Source organism: Streptomyces griseoloalbus, from assembly GCA_014650015.1.
Taxonomy (GTDB): domain Bacteria; phylum Actinomycetota; class Actinomycetes; order Streptomycetales; family Streptomycetaceae; genus Streptomyces; species Streptomyces griseoloalbus.
Map to the genome: position 1 here is coordinate 177,952 of BMUD01000013.1, position 17,285 is coordinate 195,236.

At 67.6% G+C, this 17,285-nt stretch carries 15 protein-coding genes and 1 pseudogene; 8 read left to right on the plus strand and 8 right to left on the minus strand.

Features of this window, described 5'->3' with window-relative positions; all coding sequences use genetic code 11:
* The first annotated feature begins 130 nt into the window (after positions 1-130).
* On the plus strand, positions 131-595 hold the full coding sequence (locus tag IE178_RS20970) for a MarR family winged helix-turn-helix transcriptional regulator (RefSeq protein WP_184764351.1): 465 nt from the start codon (positions 131-133) through the stop codon (positions 593-595).
* Between the two features lie 74 nt (positions 596-669).
* Positions 670-1,096, plus strand: a pseudogene (locus tag IE178_RS20975) (GNAT family N-acetyltransferase).
* A gap of 64 nt (positions 1,097-1,160) precedes the next feature.
* Here the strand turns inward: IE178_RS20975 and IE178_RS20980 are convergent.
* Complete coding sequence (locus IE178_RS20980) at positions 1,161-2,534, minus strand: serine hydrolase domain-containing protein (protein WP_193513362.1); 1,374 nt, start codon at positions 2,532-2,534, stop codon at positions 1,161-1,163.
* Between the two features lie 137 nt (positions 2,535-2,671).
* Entirely contained in the window at positions 2,672-4,150 is a 1,479-nt protein-coding gene (gene dnaB, locus IE178_RS20985) for a replicative DNA helicase (protein ID WP_184764348.1), read from the minus strand.
* 459 nt (positions 4,151-4,609) lie between these two features.
* On the opposite strand from dnaB, the gene IE178_RS20990 reads away from it, so the two are divergent.
* Positions 4,610-5,947, plus strand: a complete 1,338-nt coding sequence (locus IE178_RS20990; protein ID WP_184764347.1) for an MATE family efflux transporter — start codon at positions 4,610-4,612, stop codon at positions 5,945-5,947.
* An 81-nt stretch (positions 5,948-6,028) separates the two neighbouring features.
* On the opposite strand, the gene rplI is transcribed toward IE178_RS20990, so the two are convergent.
* The 4 genes from rplI to rpsF form a co-directional block, all read right to left on the minus strand.
* Positions 6,029-6,475 (minus strand): 50S ribosomal protein L9, encoded by a 447-nt coding sequence (gene rplI / locus IE178_RS20995; RefSeq protein WP_184764346.1) that lies wholly within the window; start codon positions 6,473-6,475, stop codon positions 6,029-6,031.
* Positions 6,476-6,493: 18 nt separating this feature from the next.
* Entirely contained in the window at positions 6,494-6,730 is a 237-nt protein-coding gene (gene rpsR, locus IE178_RS21000) for a 30S ribosomal protein S18 (protein WP_003949403.1), read from the minus strand.
* 42 nt (positions 6,731-6,772) lie between these two features.
* Entirely contained in the window at positions 6,773-7,363 is a 591-nt protein-coding gene (locus tag IE178_RS21005) for a single-stranded DNA-binding protein (RefSeq protein ID WP_193513363.1), read from the minus strand.
* A 78-nt stretch (positions 7,364-7,441) separates the two neighbouring features.
* On the minus strand, positions 7,442-7,732 hold the full coding sequence (gene rpsF / locus IE178_RS21010; protein WP_019324683.1) for a 30S ribosomal protein S6: 291 nt from the start codon (positions 7,730-7,732) through the stop codon (positions 7,442-7,444).
* Positions 7,733-8,045: 313 nt separating this feature from the next.
* Between rpsF and IE178_RS21015 the strand changes: the two genes are divergently transcribed.
* The 3 genes from IE178_RS21015 (at position 8,046) to IE178_RS21025 (ending at position 10,760) form a co-directional block, all read left to right on the plus strand.
* Positions 8,046-8,357 carry a hypothetical protein gene (locus IE178_RS21015; protein ID WP_193513364.1) on the plus strand — a complete coding sequence of 104 codons (312 nt, stop codon included), beginning with the start codon at positions 8,046-8,048 and terminating at the stop codon, positions 8,355-8,357.
* Between the two features lie 166 nt (positions 8,358-8,523).
* Positions 8,524-9,645 carry a peptidoglycan bridge formation glycyltransferase FemX gene (gene femX / locus IE178_RS21020; RefSeq protein ID WP_184764343.1) on the plus strand — a complete coding sequence of 374 codons (1,122 nt, stop codon included), beginning with the start codon at positions 8,524-8,526 and terminating at the stop codon, positions 9,643-9,645.
* Positions 9,646-9,728: 83 nt separating this feature from the next.
* Positions 9,729-10,760 (plus strand): alanine racemase, encoded by a 1,032-nt coding sequence (locus tag IE178_RS21025; RefSeq protein WP_193513365.1) that lies wholly within the window; start codon positions 9,729-9,731, stop codon positions 10,758-10,760.
* Between the two features lie 91 nt (positions 10,761-10,851).
* On the opposite strand, the gene IE178_RS21030 is transcribed toward IE178_RS21025, so the two are convergent.
* The gene (locus tag IE178_RS21030) at positions 10,852-12,360 is read right to left on the minus strand and encodes a glycosyltransferase family 87 protein (protein WP_184764485.1); all 1,509 of its coding nucleotides are present in this window, start codon (positions 12,358-12,360) and stop codon (positions 10,852-10,854) included.
* A gap of 98 nt (positions 12,361-12,458) precedes the next feature.
* Positions 12,459-15,077, minus strand: coding sequence for a transglycosylase domain-containing protein (locus IE178_RS21035; protein ID WP_229876042.1), 2,619 nt, complete (start codon positions 15,075-15,077; stop codon positions 12,459-12,461).
* A gap of 396 nt (positions 15,078-15,473) precedes the next feature.
* Here IE178_RS21035 and IE178_RS21040 point away from each other — a divergent pair, with 396 nt between their 5' ends.
* Both IE178_RS21040 and IE178_RS21045 read left to right on the plus strand, forming a co-directional pair.
* Positions 15,474-16,157, plus strand: coding sequence for a PadR family transcriptional regulator (locus IE178_RS21040; protein ID WP_184764341.1), 684 nt, complete (start codon positions 15,474-15,476; stop codon positions 16,155-16,157).
* A gap of 43 nt (positions 16,158-16,200) precedes the next feature.
* Entirely contained in the window at positions 16,201-17,283 is a 1,083-nt protein-coding gene (locus tag IE178_RS21045; protein WP_184764340.1) for an inositol-3-phosphate synthase, read from the plus strand.
* Positions 17,284-17,285: the final 2 nt, after the last annotated feature.

Consider the following 17,285-nt stretch of genomic DNA (forward strand, 5'->3'; position numbering starts at 1 on the left):
CTTCCCAGAAGATTGCAGGAGCGCTTTGCGTGCCACCACAATAATTGCAGACGCTGGCTACTTGCAAACGCCGTCTATTGCACGCTTGCTCTACCCTGGTGTCAGCAGCTCCTGGACGGAGGAAACGCCCATGACAGCCACGGACCCCGCGCTCACTGCCCTAGCTCAGGGCTGGTGCGCTCTCTCCCTGCTGCACGGGAGGATCGAGGCCCATATCGAGCGCGCCCTTCAGGCCCGGCACGATCTGAGCGTGCGGGAGTACTCCCTGCTCGACGTACTGAGCCGTCAGCACGACGGCGACGGGGGGCATCTGCAGATGAAGCAGGTCGCCGACGCCGTCGTGCTCAGCCAGAGCGCCACCACGCGTCTGGTCACCCGGCTCGAGGACCGCGGTCTGCTGGAGCGCTACCTGTGCCCCACCGACCGGCGCGGGATCTACACCAACGTCACCGAGGCCGGCCTGAAGCTGCTGGAGGAGGCACGGCCGACGAACGACACCGCCCTGCGCGAGGCCCTCGACGCTGCGGCGAAGAACCCCGATCTGGCCCCGCTGGTGCGGACCGTGGAAACACTGAAGGCACCCATGCCCGCGTAGAAGGCGGAGATAGGCGGAAGATCGCGCCGCCAGGGAGGTCGCCCGGTCCGGCCGCGCCTGCGTAGGGTGCAGGCATGGGAGATCTTGAAGTGCGAGCCGCGGTCGCCGACGACCTCCCCGCGATCGTCGCCATGCTCGCGGACGACCCCTTGGGCGCGCAGCGCGAGTCGCCGGACGACCTCGCCCCGTACCTGACCGCGCTGCAGCGACTCAGCGCCGACCCCCACCAGCACCTCGTCGTCGCGGTCCGCGAAGGCCGCGTCGTCGGCACACTTCAGCTCACGATCGTTCCGGGACTGTCCCGTCGCGGCTCCACCAGGTCGATCATCGAAGGCGTTCGCGTCCATGCGGACGAGCGCGGCAGCGGCCTGGGGAGCCGGCTCATCGAGTGGGCGATCGACGCGTCCCGCCGCGAGGGCTGCCAACTGGTCCAACTGACCTCCGACAACTCCCGCACGGATGCCCACCGCCTCCCACGTGGGCTTCAAGCTCGCGTTGTAAGGACAACTCGGGGTGCTGTTTCACGTGAAACAGCACCCCTCACAGGCTCCTGAACGAGGAGGGGCTAGCCGATGCCCCGCCACCCCTCGGGGTCCACTCCACCCGGCACGGAACCCCCTTCCTCATGCGGCTGGCGCGTGAACACGAACGAGCCCAGGTCAAGATGGCTCACCGCCCCGTCCGGTCGCCGTACGGGCTTCAGCAGTTCGCCGGCGTAATAGCCCTCGAGCCCCACCCAGGTGCCGTCCCCCTTCGGCCGGAAACGCGAACGCCGACCGTTGCCAGACAAGGGCTCCAGCGAGACAAGACCGTCGGCCGACAGCCGCAGCGCGAAGGCGTATGTCCCCCAGTACCACTGCCCCACCAGCTCCAGTACCGCCGGATCGGCCTCCCGCAGCGGCTGCCAGGGAGCAGGGATCCGTGGTTCCGCCTCGGCGACGATCCGTACGAGGTCAGCGGCGACCGTGAACGGTGCCGGCCCGGAGGTGCAGTTGGCCAGGACCACCGCGCTCACGTCGTCCGCCACACCGATCGTGAGGCAGGCGAGGAAGCCCGGAAGGGATCCGGTGTGCCCGACCAGAGCTCGGCCGTTCTGATGACGGAGTTCCATGCCCAGGCCGTACGCATAGCCGCTCGCCACGTCCGCCGCGGCCGGCGTCCTCATCTCCCGCAACGACTCGGCGCTCAGCACCCGGTCGTCCCCCTCCGTCAGGAACGCCGCGAAGCGTGCCAAGTCGCTGGTGGTGGACCACAGTTGCCCGGCCGGTGCCATCACCCCGAGGTCCTCCAAAGGCTCGGGCAGCATCACATCCGCCCAGGGATGCACCGCCCAGCCACCCGCGTGCGGCGCCTGTGGGTGCGCACTCGTGCGATGCAGGCCCAAGGGTTCGAGCACTTCTCGCCGAAGCACGTCCTCCCACCGGGCATCACGCAGCTTCTCGACAAGGGCCCCGAGCAACGCGTATCCGGGGTTCGAATAGTGGAACCGCCGGCCCACGGGGTGAACCAGAGGCCGCTCGCCCAGCACATCGGCGAGGCCGGGCCGCAGGGCCCCTGAGGTCCGCTCCCACCAAGGGGCGGGCGTTTCGGCAGCCAGCCCACCGCTGTGTGCGAGCAGGTCGGCGATGGTCGCCTGGCCCACCCCCGTACCCGGCAGGTGCTTGTCCAAAGGGTCGGAGAGATCGAGCGCTCTCTCGTCGCGCAGCCGAAGCACCAGTACGGCGGTGAACGTCTTGGTGATCGACCCGATCCGGTACTGCACGTTCTCGTCCGGGGCGTGTCCTTCCACCGAGGTCCGCGCCCCCGTCCACACGGCCTTCCCGCCCCGCACCACGGTCGCGACGAGCGACGGCGCACGCCCTTCGGTCTGGGCGACGGCGATCCGGTGCAGCAACGCCCGCCGCGTTCCGGGCAGCAGTTCTTCCTGAGGTGTCGTCATGCCCTCAGTCCAGCACGGTCGCCGGGTGAGGCGCGCTGATGATCGGCCTCACTACGGCGACCAGTCACGGCAGGTTGTCGATCACCGGCGGGCTTCCCGCCGTCCCGTCAACAACCGACTCACCTGCCGGCCGCTCCTCAGGTCTGCGCCATGTCCACGAAGCGCGAGTAGTGGCCCTGGAAGGCGACCGTGATCGTCGCCGTCGGACCGTTTCGGTGCTTCGCCACGATCAGATCCGCCTCACCCGCGCGCGGGGACTCCTTCTCGTAGGCGTCCTCGCGGTGCAGCAGGATGACCATGTCGGCGTCCTGCTCGATGGACCCGGACTCACGCAGGTCGGAGACCATCGGCTTCTTGTCGGTGCGCTGCTCGGGGCCACGGTTGAGCTGGGACAGGGCGATGACCGGGACCTCCAGTTCCTTGGCGAGCAGCTTGAGGTTTCGGGACATGTCCGAGACCTCCTGCTGACGGCTCTCGGCACGCTTGGAACCACCGGACTGCATCAGCTGGAGGTAGTCGATGACGACCAGCCTCAGATCGTTGCGCTGCTTCAGACGACGGCACTTGGCGCGGATCTCCATCATCGACAGGTTCGGGGAGTCGTCGATGTAGAGCGGCGCCGCCGAGACGTCCGGCATCCGGCGCGCCAGGCGCGTCCAGTCCTCGTCGGTCATCGTGCCGGAACGCATGTGGTGCAGTGCGACCCGGGCCTCGGCGGACAGCAGGCGCATCGCGATCTCGTTGCGCCCCATCTCCAGCGAGAAGATGACGCTGGGCAGGTTGTTCTTGATGGACGCGGCTCGCGCGAAGTCCAGGGCGAGCGTCGACTTGCCCATCGCGGGACGCGCGGCGATGACGATCATCTGCCCCGGGTGCAGGCCATTGGTGAGCGAGTCGAAGTCGGTGAACCCCGTGGGCACCCCGGTCATCTCACCACTGCGCGACCCGATCGCCTCGATCTCGTCGAGGGCGCCCTCCATGATGTCGCCGAGCGGCAGGTAGTCCTCGCTGGTGCGCTGCTCGGTGACCGCGTAGATCTCGGCCTGCGCACGGTTGACGATCTCATCGACGTCGTCGTCGGCCGCGTATCCCATCTGCGTGATGCGGGTACCGGCCTCGACCAGGCGACGCAGCACCGCGCGCTCGTGCACGATCTCCGCGTAGTACGCCGCATTGGCCGCCGTGGGGACCGTCTGCACGAGGGTGTGCAGGTACGAGGCCCCGCCGACCTTGTTGATCTCGCCGCGCTTGGTCAGCTCCGCGGCGATCGTGATGGGGTCTGCCGGCTCACCCTTGGCGTAGACGTCGAGGATGGCCGTGTAGATGGTCTCGTGGGCCGGCTTGTAGAAGTCGTGGCCCTTGAGTATCTCCACGACGTCGGCGATGGCGTCCTTGGACAGGAGCATGCCGCCCAGGACGGACTGCTCGGCCTCGAGGTCCTGTGGCGGCACCCTTTCGAACGCGGAGCCTCCACCGTCCCACACGCCGTTGTCCCGGCCGCGGTCGTGCTGCTCGTCACGGCCCTTGCCGCGGTCGTCACGACGGCGGGAGGCGGGCAGACGATCACTGGGACCGCTGTCGGCCCACGGGTCGTCCAAGGGCTCGGAAATGCTCACCGAGCCACCTCCTCCCGTCCGCCGAGCGGACCTCGCCATGCCCCTCTGTTCTACGGCACGGCACTGACAAATAAGAGGCCCAACTCCGTTTGTGGCGCGCCGGATTTGTGACGTTTCTGAAACCGGCGGACGGAGCGGGCGCCGGACCACCGTAGGCCCGTCGGCACCGTCAGCCAATCTGGTTATCCACAGGCCATGTGGATGACCGCCCCAATGCTGTGGAGAACTCCGCGAAACCTGTGCACGAGCCGGTGGACAGCCCTGTGAACAAGCCCGGGACTCCCGTGCGAAGACGGCTCCGACCTGCATGTTTCCCGTCCACCGGCTGTGCAGAAGAAAAACTTCCCCAGTCGGATCAAGATCGCTTCATAAGGTGTACGCAAGCCCACACCCAGAGCCACGACGTAAGGGTCACAAAAGCTTTGCATCTCTTACCTGTGGACGATTAGATTGGTGCACATGACACAGGCCCCCGCACGCCCCGGAGCCGCGCGACGGAAGCATGACCGAGAGATCGTCATGCTGGCCGTCCCGGCCTTCGGCGCCCTCGTCGCCGAGCCACTCTTCGTCATGGCCGACAGCGCCATCGTCGGCCATCTGGGCACGGCACAACTCGCAGGGCTCGGCGTCGCCTCCGCCCTTCTGATGACCGCCGTCAGCGTCTTCGTCTTCCTGGCCTACGCCACCACGGCCGCTGTCGCCCGGCGGGTCGGGGCCGGCGACCTGTCGTCGGCCATCCGACAGGGCATGGACGGAATCTGGCTGGCGCTCTTCCTCGGTGCCTCCGTCATGGCCGTCGTTCTACCGACGGCACCGGCCCTCGTGGACCTTTTCGGTGCCTCGGACACAGCGGCCCCCTATGCGACCACGTATCTGAGGATCTCCACGCTCGGGATACCGGCCATGCTGGTCGTGCTCGCCGCGACCGGTGTCCTGCGCGGGCTGCAGAACACCAAGACGCCGCTCTATGTCGCCATCGCCGGCTTCGTCGCCAACGGTGTGCTCAACGTCGCGCTGGTCTACGGCGCAGGTCTCGGTATCGCGGGCTCCGCCTGGGGCACCGTCATCGCACAGTGGGGCATGGCCGCGGTCTACCTGGCCGTAGTCCTCCGTGGGGCGCGCCGGCACGGAGCCTCGCTGCGACCCGATGCCGCCGGGATCAGGGCCTCTGCCCAGGCGGGTGTCCCCCTGCTGGTGCGCACCCTCTCACTCCGGGCCATCCTGATGATCGCGACGGCCGTTGCCGCCCGCCTCGGTGACTCGAACATCGCGGCCCACCAGATCATCCTCTCCCTGTGGAGCCTGCTCGCTTTCGCGCTGGACGCCATCGCCATCGCCGGGCAGGCGATCATCGGGCGCTATCTCGGCGCCGGCGACACCCAGGGTGCCCGTGAGGCATGCCGCCGCATGGTCGAGTGGGGTATCGCGGTCGGTGTCGTGCTCGGTGTGCTGGTGGTACTCGCCCGGCCGGTGTTTCTGCCCCTGTTCACCAGCGACGCCACAGTCAAGGACGCGGCACTGCCCGCCCTGGTGCTTGTAGCGCTGTCCCAGCCGATCTGCGGGATCGTCTTCGTCCTGGACGGAGTCCTGATGGGCGCGGGCGACGGACCGTATCTGGCATGGGCGATGCTGCTGACCTTTGCGGTGTTCACTCCCGCCGCCCTGCTGGTCCCCGCACTCGGGGGCGGGCTCACCGCGCTCTGGGCCACCATGACGCTCATGATGACCGTGCGCATGCTGACCCTGTGGTTCCGTACCCGCTCGGGCCGCTGGATCGTCACGGGCGCGACGCGCTGACCGTTTCACGTGAAACATGGCGATGGGGGCCGCCCCCGAAGGATGCGGCCCCCATACTCACTGCTTCAGCGAGCGCAGCACTCAGGCAGCGACGACCTCGATGTTGACCTTGGCGGCAACCTCGGGGTGCAGACGCACCGACGTCTCGTGGGCGCCCAGCGTCTTGATCGGCACGCCCAGCTCGATGCGGCGCTTGTCGACCTCGGGACCACCGGCAGCCTTGATCGCCGAAGCGATGTCGGCCGGGGTGACGGAACCGAAGAGACGACCGGCGTCGCCGGAGCGGACGGCGAGACGAACCTTGACGCCCTCGAGCTGGGCCTTCACCTGATTGGCCTGCTCGATGGTCTGGATCTCGTGGATCTTGCGAGCACGACGGATCTGCTCGACGTCCTTCTCGCCGCCCTTGGTCCAGCGGATCGCGAGCTTCCGCGGAACCAGGTAGTTGCGAGCGTAACCGTCCTTGACGTCGACGACGTCACCCGCGGCACCGAGGCCGGAGACCTCGTGGGTGAGGATGATCTTCATGAGTCGGTCACCCTTCCCTTATCGCGCGGTGGACGTGTAGGGCAGCAGCGCCATCTCACGGCTGTTCTTGACGGCCGTGGCGACGTCACGCTGGTGCTGCGTGCAGTTGCCGGTCACGCGGCGGGCACGGATCTTGCCGCGGTCGGAAATGAACTTCCGCAGCATGTTCGTGTCCTTGTAGTCCACGTACGTGACCTTGTCCTTGCAGAATGCGCAGACCTTCTTCTTCGGCTTGCGCACAGGCGGCTTCGCCATGGTGTATCTCCTGTGTGATCAAGAAGTGTGGGTACGGCCCACCTAGAAGGGGGGCTCGTCCGAGTAGCCGCCGCCGCTGCCGGAACCGGAGCCGGAGCCACCGCCCCAGCCGCCGCCACCCTGCTGGCCGCCGACGGGAGTGCCGGTCGCCCACGGGTCGTCGGCGGGAGCGCCGCCGCCCTGCTGACCGCCGCCGGGGCCACCGCCCCAGCCGCCGCCACCCTGGCCGCCGCCACCGCCACCGCCGTAGCCTCCCTGGCCACCGCGGCCGGTGGTCTTGGTGACCTTGGCCGTGGCGTTGCGCAGGCTGGCGCCGACTTCCTCGACGTCCAGCTCGTAGACCGTGCGCTTGACGCCCTCACGGTCCTCGTAGGACCGCTGCTTCAGCCGGCCCTGCACAATGACGCGCATGCCTCGCTGGAGCGACTCGGCGACGTTCTCCGCCGCCTGACGCCAGACCGAGCAGGTCAGGAACAGGCTCTCGCCGTCCTTCCACTCGTTCGTCTGGCGGTCGAAGGTGCGGGGGGTCGACGCGACACGGAACTTCGCGACGGCCGCACCGGACGGGGTGAAGCGCAGCTCGGGGTCATCGACAAGATTGCCGACGACCGTGATGACGGTCTCGCCTGCCATGGGGGAACCTCTCGGCGGGTTTGCTGCTGGCTGCTTGGTGCTGCTACTCGAGTCCCGAGATCAGCTGAGCGGAAGGGCTCAGTGGGTCTCGGGGCGGAGGACCTTGGTCCGGAGGACCGACTCGTTCAGGTTCATCTGGCGGTCGAGCTCCTTGACGACCGCAGGCTCGGCCTGCAGGTCGATGACCGAGTAGATGCCCTCGGGCTTCTTCTTGATCTCGTACGAGAGACGACGACGGCCCCAGGTGTCGACCTTCTCGACCTTTCCGCCGCCGTCACGGACGACAGAGAGGAAGTTCTCGATCAGCGGGGAGACAGAACGCTCCTCGAGATCGGGGTCGAGGATGACCATCACCTCGTAGTGACGCATGTGGAACCCACCTCCTTTGGACTCAGCGGCCACGGTCGTTCCGTGGCAGGAGGGTCGTGATGCGTTGCGCAACGATGCCTGTCAGTAAAACAGCCGCCACTGACAATCGAGGCCGGGCGGCGGTTTCCCAGGCCGGCCGGGACGGACCGTGGGCCCTCCCCTTGCCTGGCTCTGTCCGGACAGACACCGGTGCAGACGCTACAGACTACCCGCACAGCGGCTTCCGGTTGAAATCCGGCCGGAGGGACCCCCAATCTGTACACATCGGGTGTGTATGGCGCTACGATTCGCCGCCTTTCGCAGGAGGTGCCCCATGGCACAGGCATTGCGACCCACCGCCGGAGGCCTTTTCGCCACGGACGGCAAGCCCCATCCCCTCCAGGCCACCCTGCTCGCGGTGACCCTGGCGCTGGGCGTCACGTCCTTCATCACGGCGATGTTCGACCATCTGCATCTGCTCAGCTCCTGGGCCGGCCTGGTGGGAATCATCACCGGCGCGTACGGCCAGTGGACCTCGGAGACGACGCGTGAGCGCTTCGGCCTCATCCTGGGCCTTGGTGCCGCGGCGGTCGGTTTCTTCCTGGGCATGGCGCACGGTGGCCTCTTCGGCGGGCTCTTCGACTGACGTCGGACACCCCTGCCTTCGAACATCGTCGAACGCCCCGGCCGGCGACGGGCCGGGGCGAAGGTCCCGTGCGCCCAACCGGGGCGCCGCCAAGGCGCAGTAGGCTTCGCGCGAGAGCCGGAGCCCCTGAACCCATGGGGACACACCAGCCCGAGGAGCGCCCCGAATGAGCCTGACCCTGAGGACCATCAGTCGAGAGCAGCATCTGGCCTACATCCAGAGCCTGCCGTCGGCGAGTCACATGCAGGTCCCGGCCTGGGCTGACGTCAAGGCGGAATGGCGCTCGGAGAGTCTCGGCTGGTTCGACGACCGGACCGGTGAGCTGGTCGGTGCCGGTCTCGTCCTCTACCGGCAGCTGCCCAAGATCAAGCGCTACCTCGCCTATCTGCCCGAGGGCCCGGTCATCAACTGGTTCGCGCCGAATCTCCAGGAGTGGATCGAGCCGATGCTCGCGCACCTGAAGCAGCAGGGCGCGTTCTCGGTGAAGATGGGGCCGCCGGTGATCATCCGGCGCTGGGAGGCCGCGACCATCAAGAAGGGCATCCAGGACCAGGACGTGAAGCGGCTGCGCGACCTGGAGGCCGACTTCATCGAGCCCCGCGCCTTCGAGGTCGCCGACAAGCTGCGCCGTATGGGCTGGCAGCAGGGCGAGGACGGCGGCGCCGGCTTCGGCGACGTCCAGCCCCGCTACGTCTACCAGGTGCCGCTGGCCAACCGCGCCCTGGAAGATGTCCACAAGAACTTCAACCAGCTGTGGCGCCGCAACATCAAGAAGGCGGAGAAGGCCGGCGTCGAGGTCGTCCAGGGGGGCTACGACGACCTGCCCGAGTGGCAGCGGCTGTACGAGATCACGGCGGTGCGCGACCATTTCCGGCCCCGCCCGCTGTCGTACTTCCAGCGCATGTGGTCGGCCCTCAACACCGAGGACCCCAATCGCATGCGGCTGTATTTCGCCCGGCACAACGGCGTGAATCTGTCCGCGGCGACGATGCTGATCGTCGGCGGGCACGTCTGGTACTCCTACGGCGCCTCCGACAACATCGGCCGCGAGGTCCGGCCCTCGAACGCGATGCAGTGGCGGATGCTGCGCGACGCCTATGCGCTCGGCGCCACCGTCTACGACCTGCGTGGTATCTCCGACTCGCTGGACGAGACCGACCACCTCTTCGGTCTGATCCAGTTCAAGGTGGGCACCGGCGGTCAGGCGGCCGAGTACCTCGGGGAGTGGGACTTCCCGCTGAACAAGCTTCTCCACAAGGCTCTCGACATCTACATGTCGCGCCGCTGACCCGGTCTTCGCCGCCCTGACGGCTTCGTCTGCTCCCCTACCTTTGCTACACCGCATCCACGAGAAAGGTTCCAGGTCCGGCCATGGCGCTCACGCTCTACGTCGACACCGCGCGCTGGCGGGCGCATCACAAGCACGTGCAGGAGCAGTTCCCGGGGCTCGTCCCCGTCTGCAAGGGCAACGGCTACGGCTTCGGGCACGAGCGGCTGGCCGAGGAGGCCACACGACTGGGCTCGGACGTCCTCGCGGTCGGCACGACGTACGAGGCCGCACGGATCAAGGACTGGTTCGGCGGTGACCTGCTGGTGCTGACGCCGTACCGGCGCGGCGAGGAGCCCGTACCGCTGCCCGACCGGGTCATCCGCTCGGTGTCGTCGATCGACGGCGTGTACGGCCTGGTCGGTGCCCGCGTCGTCATCGAGGTGATGTCCTCGATGAAGCGGCACGGCATCAGCGAGCAGGACCTGCCTCAGCTGCACGCCGCGATAGAGAACGTCCGGCTGGAGGGCTTCGCCATCCATCTGCCCCTGGACCGTACCGACGGTTCGGACGCGGTCGAGGAGGTCATCGGCTGGATGGACCGACTGCGGGCGGCCCGCCTCCCGCTGCACACGATGTTCGTGAGCCACCTCAAGGCCGACGAACTCGCCCGGCTGCGGCAGCAGTTCCCGCAGACCCGCTTCCGCGCCCGGATCGGCACCCGGCTCTGGCTGGGGGACCACGAGGCCACCGAGTACCGGGGCGCGGTCCTGGACGTCACGCGCGTCGCCAAAGGGGAGCGGTTCGGCTACCGGCAGCAGAAGGCCGCCTCCGACGGTTACCTGGTGGTCGTGGCGGGCGGCACCTCGCACGGGGTGGGCCTGGAGGCCCCCAAGGCCCTGCACGGCGTCATGCCGCGTGCCAAGGGCGTCGCCCGCGCGGGCCTCGCCACGGTCAACCGGAACCTCTCGCCGTTCGTCTGGGGCGGCAAGCAGCGCTGGTTCGCCGAGCCGCCGCACATGCAGGTGTCGATCCTCTTCGTGCCCTCGGACGCGCCGGAACCGAAGGTCGGCGAGGAACTGGTGGCTCATCTCCGCCACACCACCACGCAGTTCGACCGTCTCGTCGACCGCTGAGCATCGCCAAAGGGCCGTACACGGTTGCCCGTGTACGGCTCTTCTCCTGCCTTGAGGACGCCGTGCTCCGGAGGCCTCCCGGGCTGTTCGCTCAGAGCGAACCGCTCGTGGCTCCCGTCCTGCCCCACTCGACCTGTGGTCCTTCGAAGTGGGCCGCGTGGCGCGCGGGACGAGCTGCGGGACCGAGCACGAAGGCATCCTCGGCCCCGTCGAGCACCCCGCCCGACGGGTCGTCGTCGCCGGACCGGCGCACCGGATCCCGCTCCGGCATCAGGATGTCGCGCACGACCATGACACACAGGTAGAGCGTCCCCAGCAGATGCACGCCGATGGCCCAGTGGTAGCCGTCGGTGGGCAGCCCCTTGTGCGCGTCCCCGCTGGTCGTGTACGCGAGATACATCCAGATGCCCAGGAAGTACGCCACCTCACAGGCCTGCCAGACGAGGAAGTCCCGCCACTTCGGCCGGGCGAGGGCCGCCAGCGGCACCAGCCACAGGACGTACTGGGGTGAGTAGACCTTGTTGGTGAGGATGAACGCCGCGACGATCAGGAAGGCGAGCTGGGCGAAGCGCGGCCGGCGCGGAGCCGTCAGCGCGAGCGCCGCGACGCCCACGCAGCACAGCAGCATCAGCAGGGTGGCGAACGTGTTGACCGTGTCGGTGCTCAGCGGGTCGTCCGAGTTCTGCGCCATGATCAGCCAGAAGGACCCGAAGTCGACGCCTCGCTCCTGGCTGAAGGTGTAGAACTTCGACCAGCCGTCGAACGCGAACAGCATCACGGGCCCGTTCACGACGAGCCAGGCGACGGCCGCGCCGACGAGGGCCGTCCCGTACGCCCGCCACCGCCCCGCACGCCAGCACAGCACCAGCAGCGGCCCGAGCAGCAGCACGGGATAGAGCTTGGCGGCCGTGGCGAGCCCGAGGAGGACGCCGAAGGCGAGGGAACGCCCCCGCGACCACATCAACATCGCGGCGGCCGTCAGAGCGACCGCCAGCAGGTCCCAGTTGATGGTCGCGGTGAGCGCGAAGGCCGGTGCCAGCGCGACCAGCAGACCGTCCCAGGGCCGCCGGGCGTGTGTGCGGGTCAGGCAGACGGCGATGACGGCCGCGCACGCCATGAGCATCCCGGCGTTGACCATCCAGTACCACTGCTCCTGGTCCTGGATGCTGCCGCTGCCGGGAGTGAGCCAGGCGGCGACCTCCATGAACACACCGGTCAGCACCGGGTACTCGAGGTACTGCATGTCCCCGGGGAGCTTGTCGAAGTACGGCACCAGCCCGTCGGCGAAACCGCGCCCCTGGTAGAGGTGCGGGATGTCCGAGTAGCACGCGTGCGTGTACTGGGAGCTGGCGCCGAAGAACCAGGCTCCGTTGTAGCAGGGCGCCTTCTGGATCAGGCCGAGGGCGAACATTCCGATCGCCACGAGCGCGATCACCCGCACCGGGGTCCACCAGGATCTGCCGCGCAGGGCACGCCGCCCGAGCGGACCACCGATCAGCTCGCTGCCGGCCGCGGCGACCCGGTCCTCCTCGGTCGGCCGCACCAGTTCCGGCTCATGGACGCTCGCTTGCGTCGATTCTCCACTGGGCATGCCGCACATCCTGCCGTACAGGGCCAGGGACATGCTGAGGGCCGCCGCACCCGGAGGTGCGGCGGCCCATGTTTCACGTGAAACACCCAAGCCGGGTGAGAGACCGACTAATCGGCAGCGCCTCCGAAGATGCCGCCGTTGCCGTTGCCGTTCCCGTTGCTGGTGCCGGTGTCACCGCTCTCCGTCGGTTCCGGTGAATTGGTCGCTCCTCCGTCCGTACCACCGGCGTCCGTGCCACCCGGACCGGTGCCACCCGTCTCCTCTTCGTCCTCACAGTTGAAGTCGAACGGTCCACACGTGGCGGACTCGGTGGGTGTCGGAGTGGTCTCGGTCTCGGTGGGGGTCGGAGACGCCGACGGGGTCGCCTCCTCGGTCTCCGTGATGGTCGGGGTCGGGGACGGCGCGCCGATCCCGTCCGCGATCTCGCCGATCTCCTCGGCTTCGGGGAAGCCGGGGTCGGGCTCCCCCTTCAGCGCGGCCTTCATGAACTCGGTCCACACCTGCGTCGGAACGTCACCACCGTGGATGGAGTCCTCACCCGCCGTGCCGTTCATGGAGAGCAGCTTGTGGCTCTCGGGGTCCTCACGGAACATCGCGACCGAGGTCGCAAGCTGCTGGGTGTAGCCGACGAACCAGGCGGACTTGTTCTCGTCCGTCGTACCCGTCTTGCCGGCGGCCGTACGCCCCAGCTCCAGCGCGTTCTTACCGGTACCGTTCTCGATCACGTTCTCGAGGACCTTGGTGACGTTGTGCGCCACGTTCTCCGGCATCGCCTGCTCGACCCGCGGCTTCTCGAAGTTCGGCAGCTCCGACCCCTTGTGCTTGACGGCGGTCACCGAGTACGGGTCGGCCTGCTTGCCCGATGCCGCGAAGGTCGCGTAGGCGTCCGCCATGCGGATCGCGCTCGGCGTCGACGTGCCAAGGGCGAACGACGCGTTCAGCCCGGCGAAGCTGTCCTTGAGGATGCCGGACTTCTCGGCGACATCCGCCACGTGCTTCATCCCCACGTCCATGCCGAGCTGCACGAAGGGGGTGTTGACGGACTGCTCCATCGCCTTGTGCAGGGTGATGTAACCCCACGGGTAGTCGCTCTCGTTCTCCTGGTAGAAGGGCGTGTTGTCCTTCTTGAGCACGAGGGAGCCGTCGTTGTTCCTGATCTGCAGGTGGTCGTCACCGTTGTACTTGCTCTGCGGTGAGACACCCTGGCCATTGGTCTTGTAGGTGCCGTGCTGCATCGCGGCGGCGAGCACGAACGGCTTCCACGTCGAACCGACGGGGACGCCGGAGGTGTCGGCGTTGTTGTTGAAGTGACCGTTCTCGAAGCCGGCTCCGCCGTAGAGAGCGACGATCGCACCGTCGTTGGGTTTCACCGACGCCGCGCCGAACTGCACGTGCTTGTCCAGTTCGCGCTTCTCCGGGTCGATCTTCTCCTGCTCGACCTTCTTCACGGCCTTGGCCAGTGCCTCGACCTTGCTCTTCTCGAAGGTCGTGTAGATCTGGTAGCCGCCCTGGTCGAACTGCGCCTCCGTGATGTCGGAGTTCTTCAGGACGTACCGCTTCGCCGTGTCCACGAGATAGCTGATCTGGCCGGTCATGCCCTTGGTCGCCTTGCGGCCCTGAGGCATGGGGTACTTCTTGGTCGCCTCCTGGTACTCGGCATCCGAGAGGTGCTTGTCCGTGTGCATCTGCTCGAGAATCCAGCCCCAGCGCTCCTCGGAGCGCTCCCGGTTCGCTTCAGCGGTGGCTGAGGAGTCGAGGCTCTGGTTGCCCGCGGGGTCGTAGTACGTCGGGCCCTTGAGCAGCGCGGCGAGGAAGGCGCACTGGCTCGGCGTGAGGTCGACCGCGTCCTTGCCGTAGTAGGTCTGGGCGGCGGCCTGGATGCCGTAGGCGCCCCGGCCGTAGTACGAGGTGTTGAGGTAGCCCTGGAGGATCTCTTCCTTGGAGAGCTTGGTGCCCACCTTGATCGAGATGAACATCTCCTTGAACTTCCGGCCGATCGTCTGTTCCTGGCTCAGGTAGGTGTTCTTCACGAACTGCTGGGTGATCGTCGAGCCACCCTGCGTGTCACCGCCCCGCGCCATGTTGGCCAGCGCCCGGGCGATGCCCGAGGGGTCGATGCCCGAGTCCTGGTAGAAGCTCTTGTTCTCGGCGGAGATCACCGCCCACTGCATCGCCTCGGGGATGCGGTCGATCGTGACGTTCTGCCGGTTCTGGCCGCTACCTGTGGCGACCATCTGAGTCTCGTCAGCCCAGTAGTAGACGTTGTTCTCGGACAAGGCCGCGGCGTTCTCCTCGCTGGGCACGCCCACCATGGCGTAGCCGATGCCGGCCACGGCGACCAGGCTGCCGAAGAACGCGATGCACAGCCCGGACACGAGCCTCCAGGACGGCAGCCAGCGCTGCCAGCCGTCCTTGTTGTGCCGCGGATAGTCGATGATCCGCTTCTTGCCGGGTGGAGCCGCGCGGCCCCTTCCGCGACCGGGGCCGGCGGAACCGGCCCGACGGCCTCCGCCTCTCTGTGCCGCGCGCCGCGCCTCGGCACGGCTGCCGTACGTACGGTCCTCACCCCCCGAGCCGTGGGAACCCGACCCATGGGAGAGGGACGGAGACCCGGTGGCGCCTCGCGGAGCCGCGCGGCGGCCGGAGGACGAGCCGGACTGGCCGCGTCGGGCCGCGGCACGTCCGCCTCCCTGCGGCTGCGGCGGTTTGCGACGGTGCTCGCTCATCGAACGACTACTCCTAGGGCAGGCGCACCCTTGGGCGCCTGGAAACGGCGGCTGGTTTCCGGTCCCCCCGCAGTACGGATGCGGAGGTTTCCGCATTCACCCGTACTACACCAGGGACAGAGACGCCCCCAGGCGTCACTTGGTTCCCGGTGGTGTGCATGGCGCACAGACTACGCACCGCCAAAACCTTCCGAGCACAGAAGTTCACCTCAAATCAGGCAACTTGCGCGCGATGAATCGGTGATGTGATCCCGTTCACTCTTCTCCCTCTTGTCGCATCCGGGAGGCCGTTCTATCGTCGTGATGTATCGAGTCGATACATCAGCTCGACATAAGGGCGGCGACGAGCCGTACACGAGCCCGTCATGGCATGACCGCGGCAGAGGGGAGGCGACGATGAGCCGACGTTCCGGGATCCTCGAGTTCGCCGTACTCGGCCTGCTCCGCGAGTCACCGATGCACGGCTATGAGCTGCGCAAACGACTCAATACGTCACTGGGCGTGTTCCGCGCCTTCAGCTACGGAACGCTCTACCCCTGCCTCAAGACGCTGGTCGCCCAAGGCTGGTTGATCGAGGAGCCGGGTAACACCACCGAGGACGCCCTGGCCGCTCCGCTCACGGGGCGCCGCGCCAAGATCGTCTACCGGTTGACGGCGGAGGGTAAGGAACACTTCGAGCAGCTGCTCTCCCAGACGGGACCGGACGCGTACGAGGACGAGACCTTCGCCGCTCGGTTCGCCTTCTTCGGGCAGACGTCGCGCGACGTACGCATGCGCGTACTAGAGGGCCGCCGCAGCCGGCTGGAGGAGCGCCTCGAGAAGATGCGCGTCTCCCTGGCCCGGACCCGGGAGCGCCTCGACGACTACACGCTCGAGCTCCAGCGCCACGGAATGGAGTCCGTGGAGCGCGAAGTGCGCTGGCTGAACGAGCTCATCGAGAGCGAGCGGGCCGGGCGGGACCTCAAGGGATCCGCCACCGGAGAGCCCGCTCAGCAGGACACCACATCTGGAGCGACGGGCGGCCTGCCCCGGTCCGGGGACGATCCCCGGCCGGATTCGCCCGACGACACCGCCACGTGAGACCCGTTGAGGGCCTCACTCGTACACACAGGGAGCAACCGGAATGGGTTCGGTTCGCGTAGCCATCGTCGGCGTGGGCAACTGCGCCGCATCGCTGGTGCAGGGAGTCGAGTACTACAAGGACGCCGACGCGGCGGCCAAGGTGCCGGGCCTGATGCACGTCCAGTTCGGCGACTACCACGTCAGCGACGTCGAGTTCGTCGCCGCCTTCGACGTGGACGCCAAGAAGGTCGGTCTCGACCTCGCGGACGCCATCGGCGCCTCGGAGAACAACACCATCAAGATCTGCGACGTCCCCACCACCGGTGTGACGGTCCAGCGCGGCCACACACTCGACGGTCTCGGCAAGTACTACCGCGAGACCATCGAGGAGTCCGCAGAGGCGGCGGTCGACGTCGTCCAGGTCCTCAAGGACAAGCAGGTCGACGTCCTCGTCTGCTACCTGCCCGTCGGTTCCGACGACGCTGCGAAGTTCTACGCCCAGTGCGCCATCGACGCCAAGGTCGCCTTCGTCAACGCCCTCCCGGTCTTCATCGCCGGCACCAAGGAGTGGGCGGACAAGTTCACCGAGGCGGGCGTCCCGATCGTCGGTGACGACATCAAGTCCCAGGTCGGCGCCACCATCACGCACCGCGTCATGGCGAAGCTGTTCGAGGACCGCGGTGTCGTCCTGGACCGCACGATGCAGCTGAACGTCGGCGGCAACATGGACTTCAAGAACATGCTCGAGCGCGAGCGCCTGGAGTCCAAGAAGATCTCCAAGACGCAGGCCGTCACCTCGCAGATCCCCGACCGGGATCTCGGCGAGAACAACGTCCACATCGGCCCGTCCGACTACGTGGCCTGGCTGGACGACCGCAAGTGGGCCTACGTCCGCCTCGAGGGCCGCGCCTTCGGTGACGTCCCGCTGAACCTGGAGTACAAGCTCGAGGTCTGGGACTCCCCGAACTCCGCCGGTGTCATCATCGACGCCCTGCGCGCCGCGAAGATCGCCAAGGACCGGGGCATCGGTGGCCCGATCCTCTCGGCGTCCTCGTACTTCATGAAGTCCCCGCCGGTGCAGTACTTCGACGACGAAGCCCGTGAGAACGTCGAGAAGTTCATCAAGGGCGAGGTCGAGCGCTAAGG

Excerpts from the sequence above, each read along its gene's own strand:
- IE178_RS20970 (WP_184764351.1), top strand. The coding sequence starts at position 131 with ATGACAGCCACGGACCCCGCGCTCACTGCCCTAGCTCAGGGCTGGTGC.
- IE178_RS20980 (WP_193513362.1), bottom strand. The coding sequence starts at position 2,534 with ATGACGACACCTCAGGAAGAACTGCTGCCCGGAACGCGGCGGGCGTTG.
- IE178_RS20990 (WP_184764347.1), top strand. The coding sequence starts at position 4,610 with ATGACACAGGCCCCCGCACGCCCCGGAGCCGCGCGACGGAAGCATGAC.
- rplI (WP_184764346.1), bottom strand. The coding sequence starts at position 6,475 with ATGAAGATCATCCTCACCCACGAGGTCTCCGGCCTCGGTGCCGCGGGT.
- rpsR (WP_003949403.1), bottom strand. The coding sequence starts at position 6,730 with ATGGCGAAGCCGCCTGTGCGCAAGCCGAAGAAGAAGGTCTGCGCATTC.
- IE178_RS21005 (WP_193513363.1), bottom strand. The coding sequence starts at position 7,363 with ATGGCAGGCGAGACCGTCATCACGGTCGTCGGCAATCTTGTCGATGAC.
- rpsF (WP_019324683.1), bottom strand. The coding sequence starts at position 7,732 with ATGCGTCACTACGAGGTGATGGTCATCCTCGACCCCGATCTCGAGGAG.
- IE178_RS21015 (WP_193513364.1), top strand. The coding sequence starts at position 8,046 with ATGGCACAGGCATTGCGACCCACCGCCGGAGGCCTTTTCGCCACGGAC.
- femX (WP_184764343.1), top strand. The coding sequence starts at position 8,524 with ATGAGCCTGACCCTGAGGACCATCAGTCGAGAGCAGCATCTGGCCTAC.
- IE178_RS21025 (WP_193513365.1), top strand. The coding sequence starts at position 9,729 with ATGGCGCTCACGCTCTACGTCGACACCGCGCGCTGGCGGGCGCATCAC.
- IE178_RS21030 (WP_184764485.1), bottom strand. The coding sequence starts at position 12,360 with ATGTGCGGCATGCCCAGTGGAGAATCGACGCAAGCGAGCGTCCATGAG.
- IE178_RS21035 (WP_229876042.1), bottom strand. The coding sequence starts at position 15,077 with ATGAGCGAGCACCGTCGCAAACCGCCGCAGCCGCAGGGAGGCGGACGT.
- IE178_RS21040 (WP_184764341.1), top strand. The coding sequence starts at position 15,474 with ATGAGCCGACGTTCCGGGATCCTCGAGTTCGCCGTACTCGGCCTGCTC.
- IE178_RS21045 (WP_184764340.1), top strand. The coding sequence starts at position 16,201 with ATGGGTTCGGTTCGCGTAGCCATCGTCGGCGTGGGCAACTGCGCCGCA.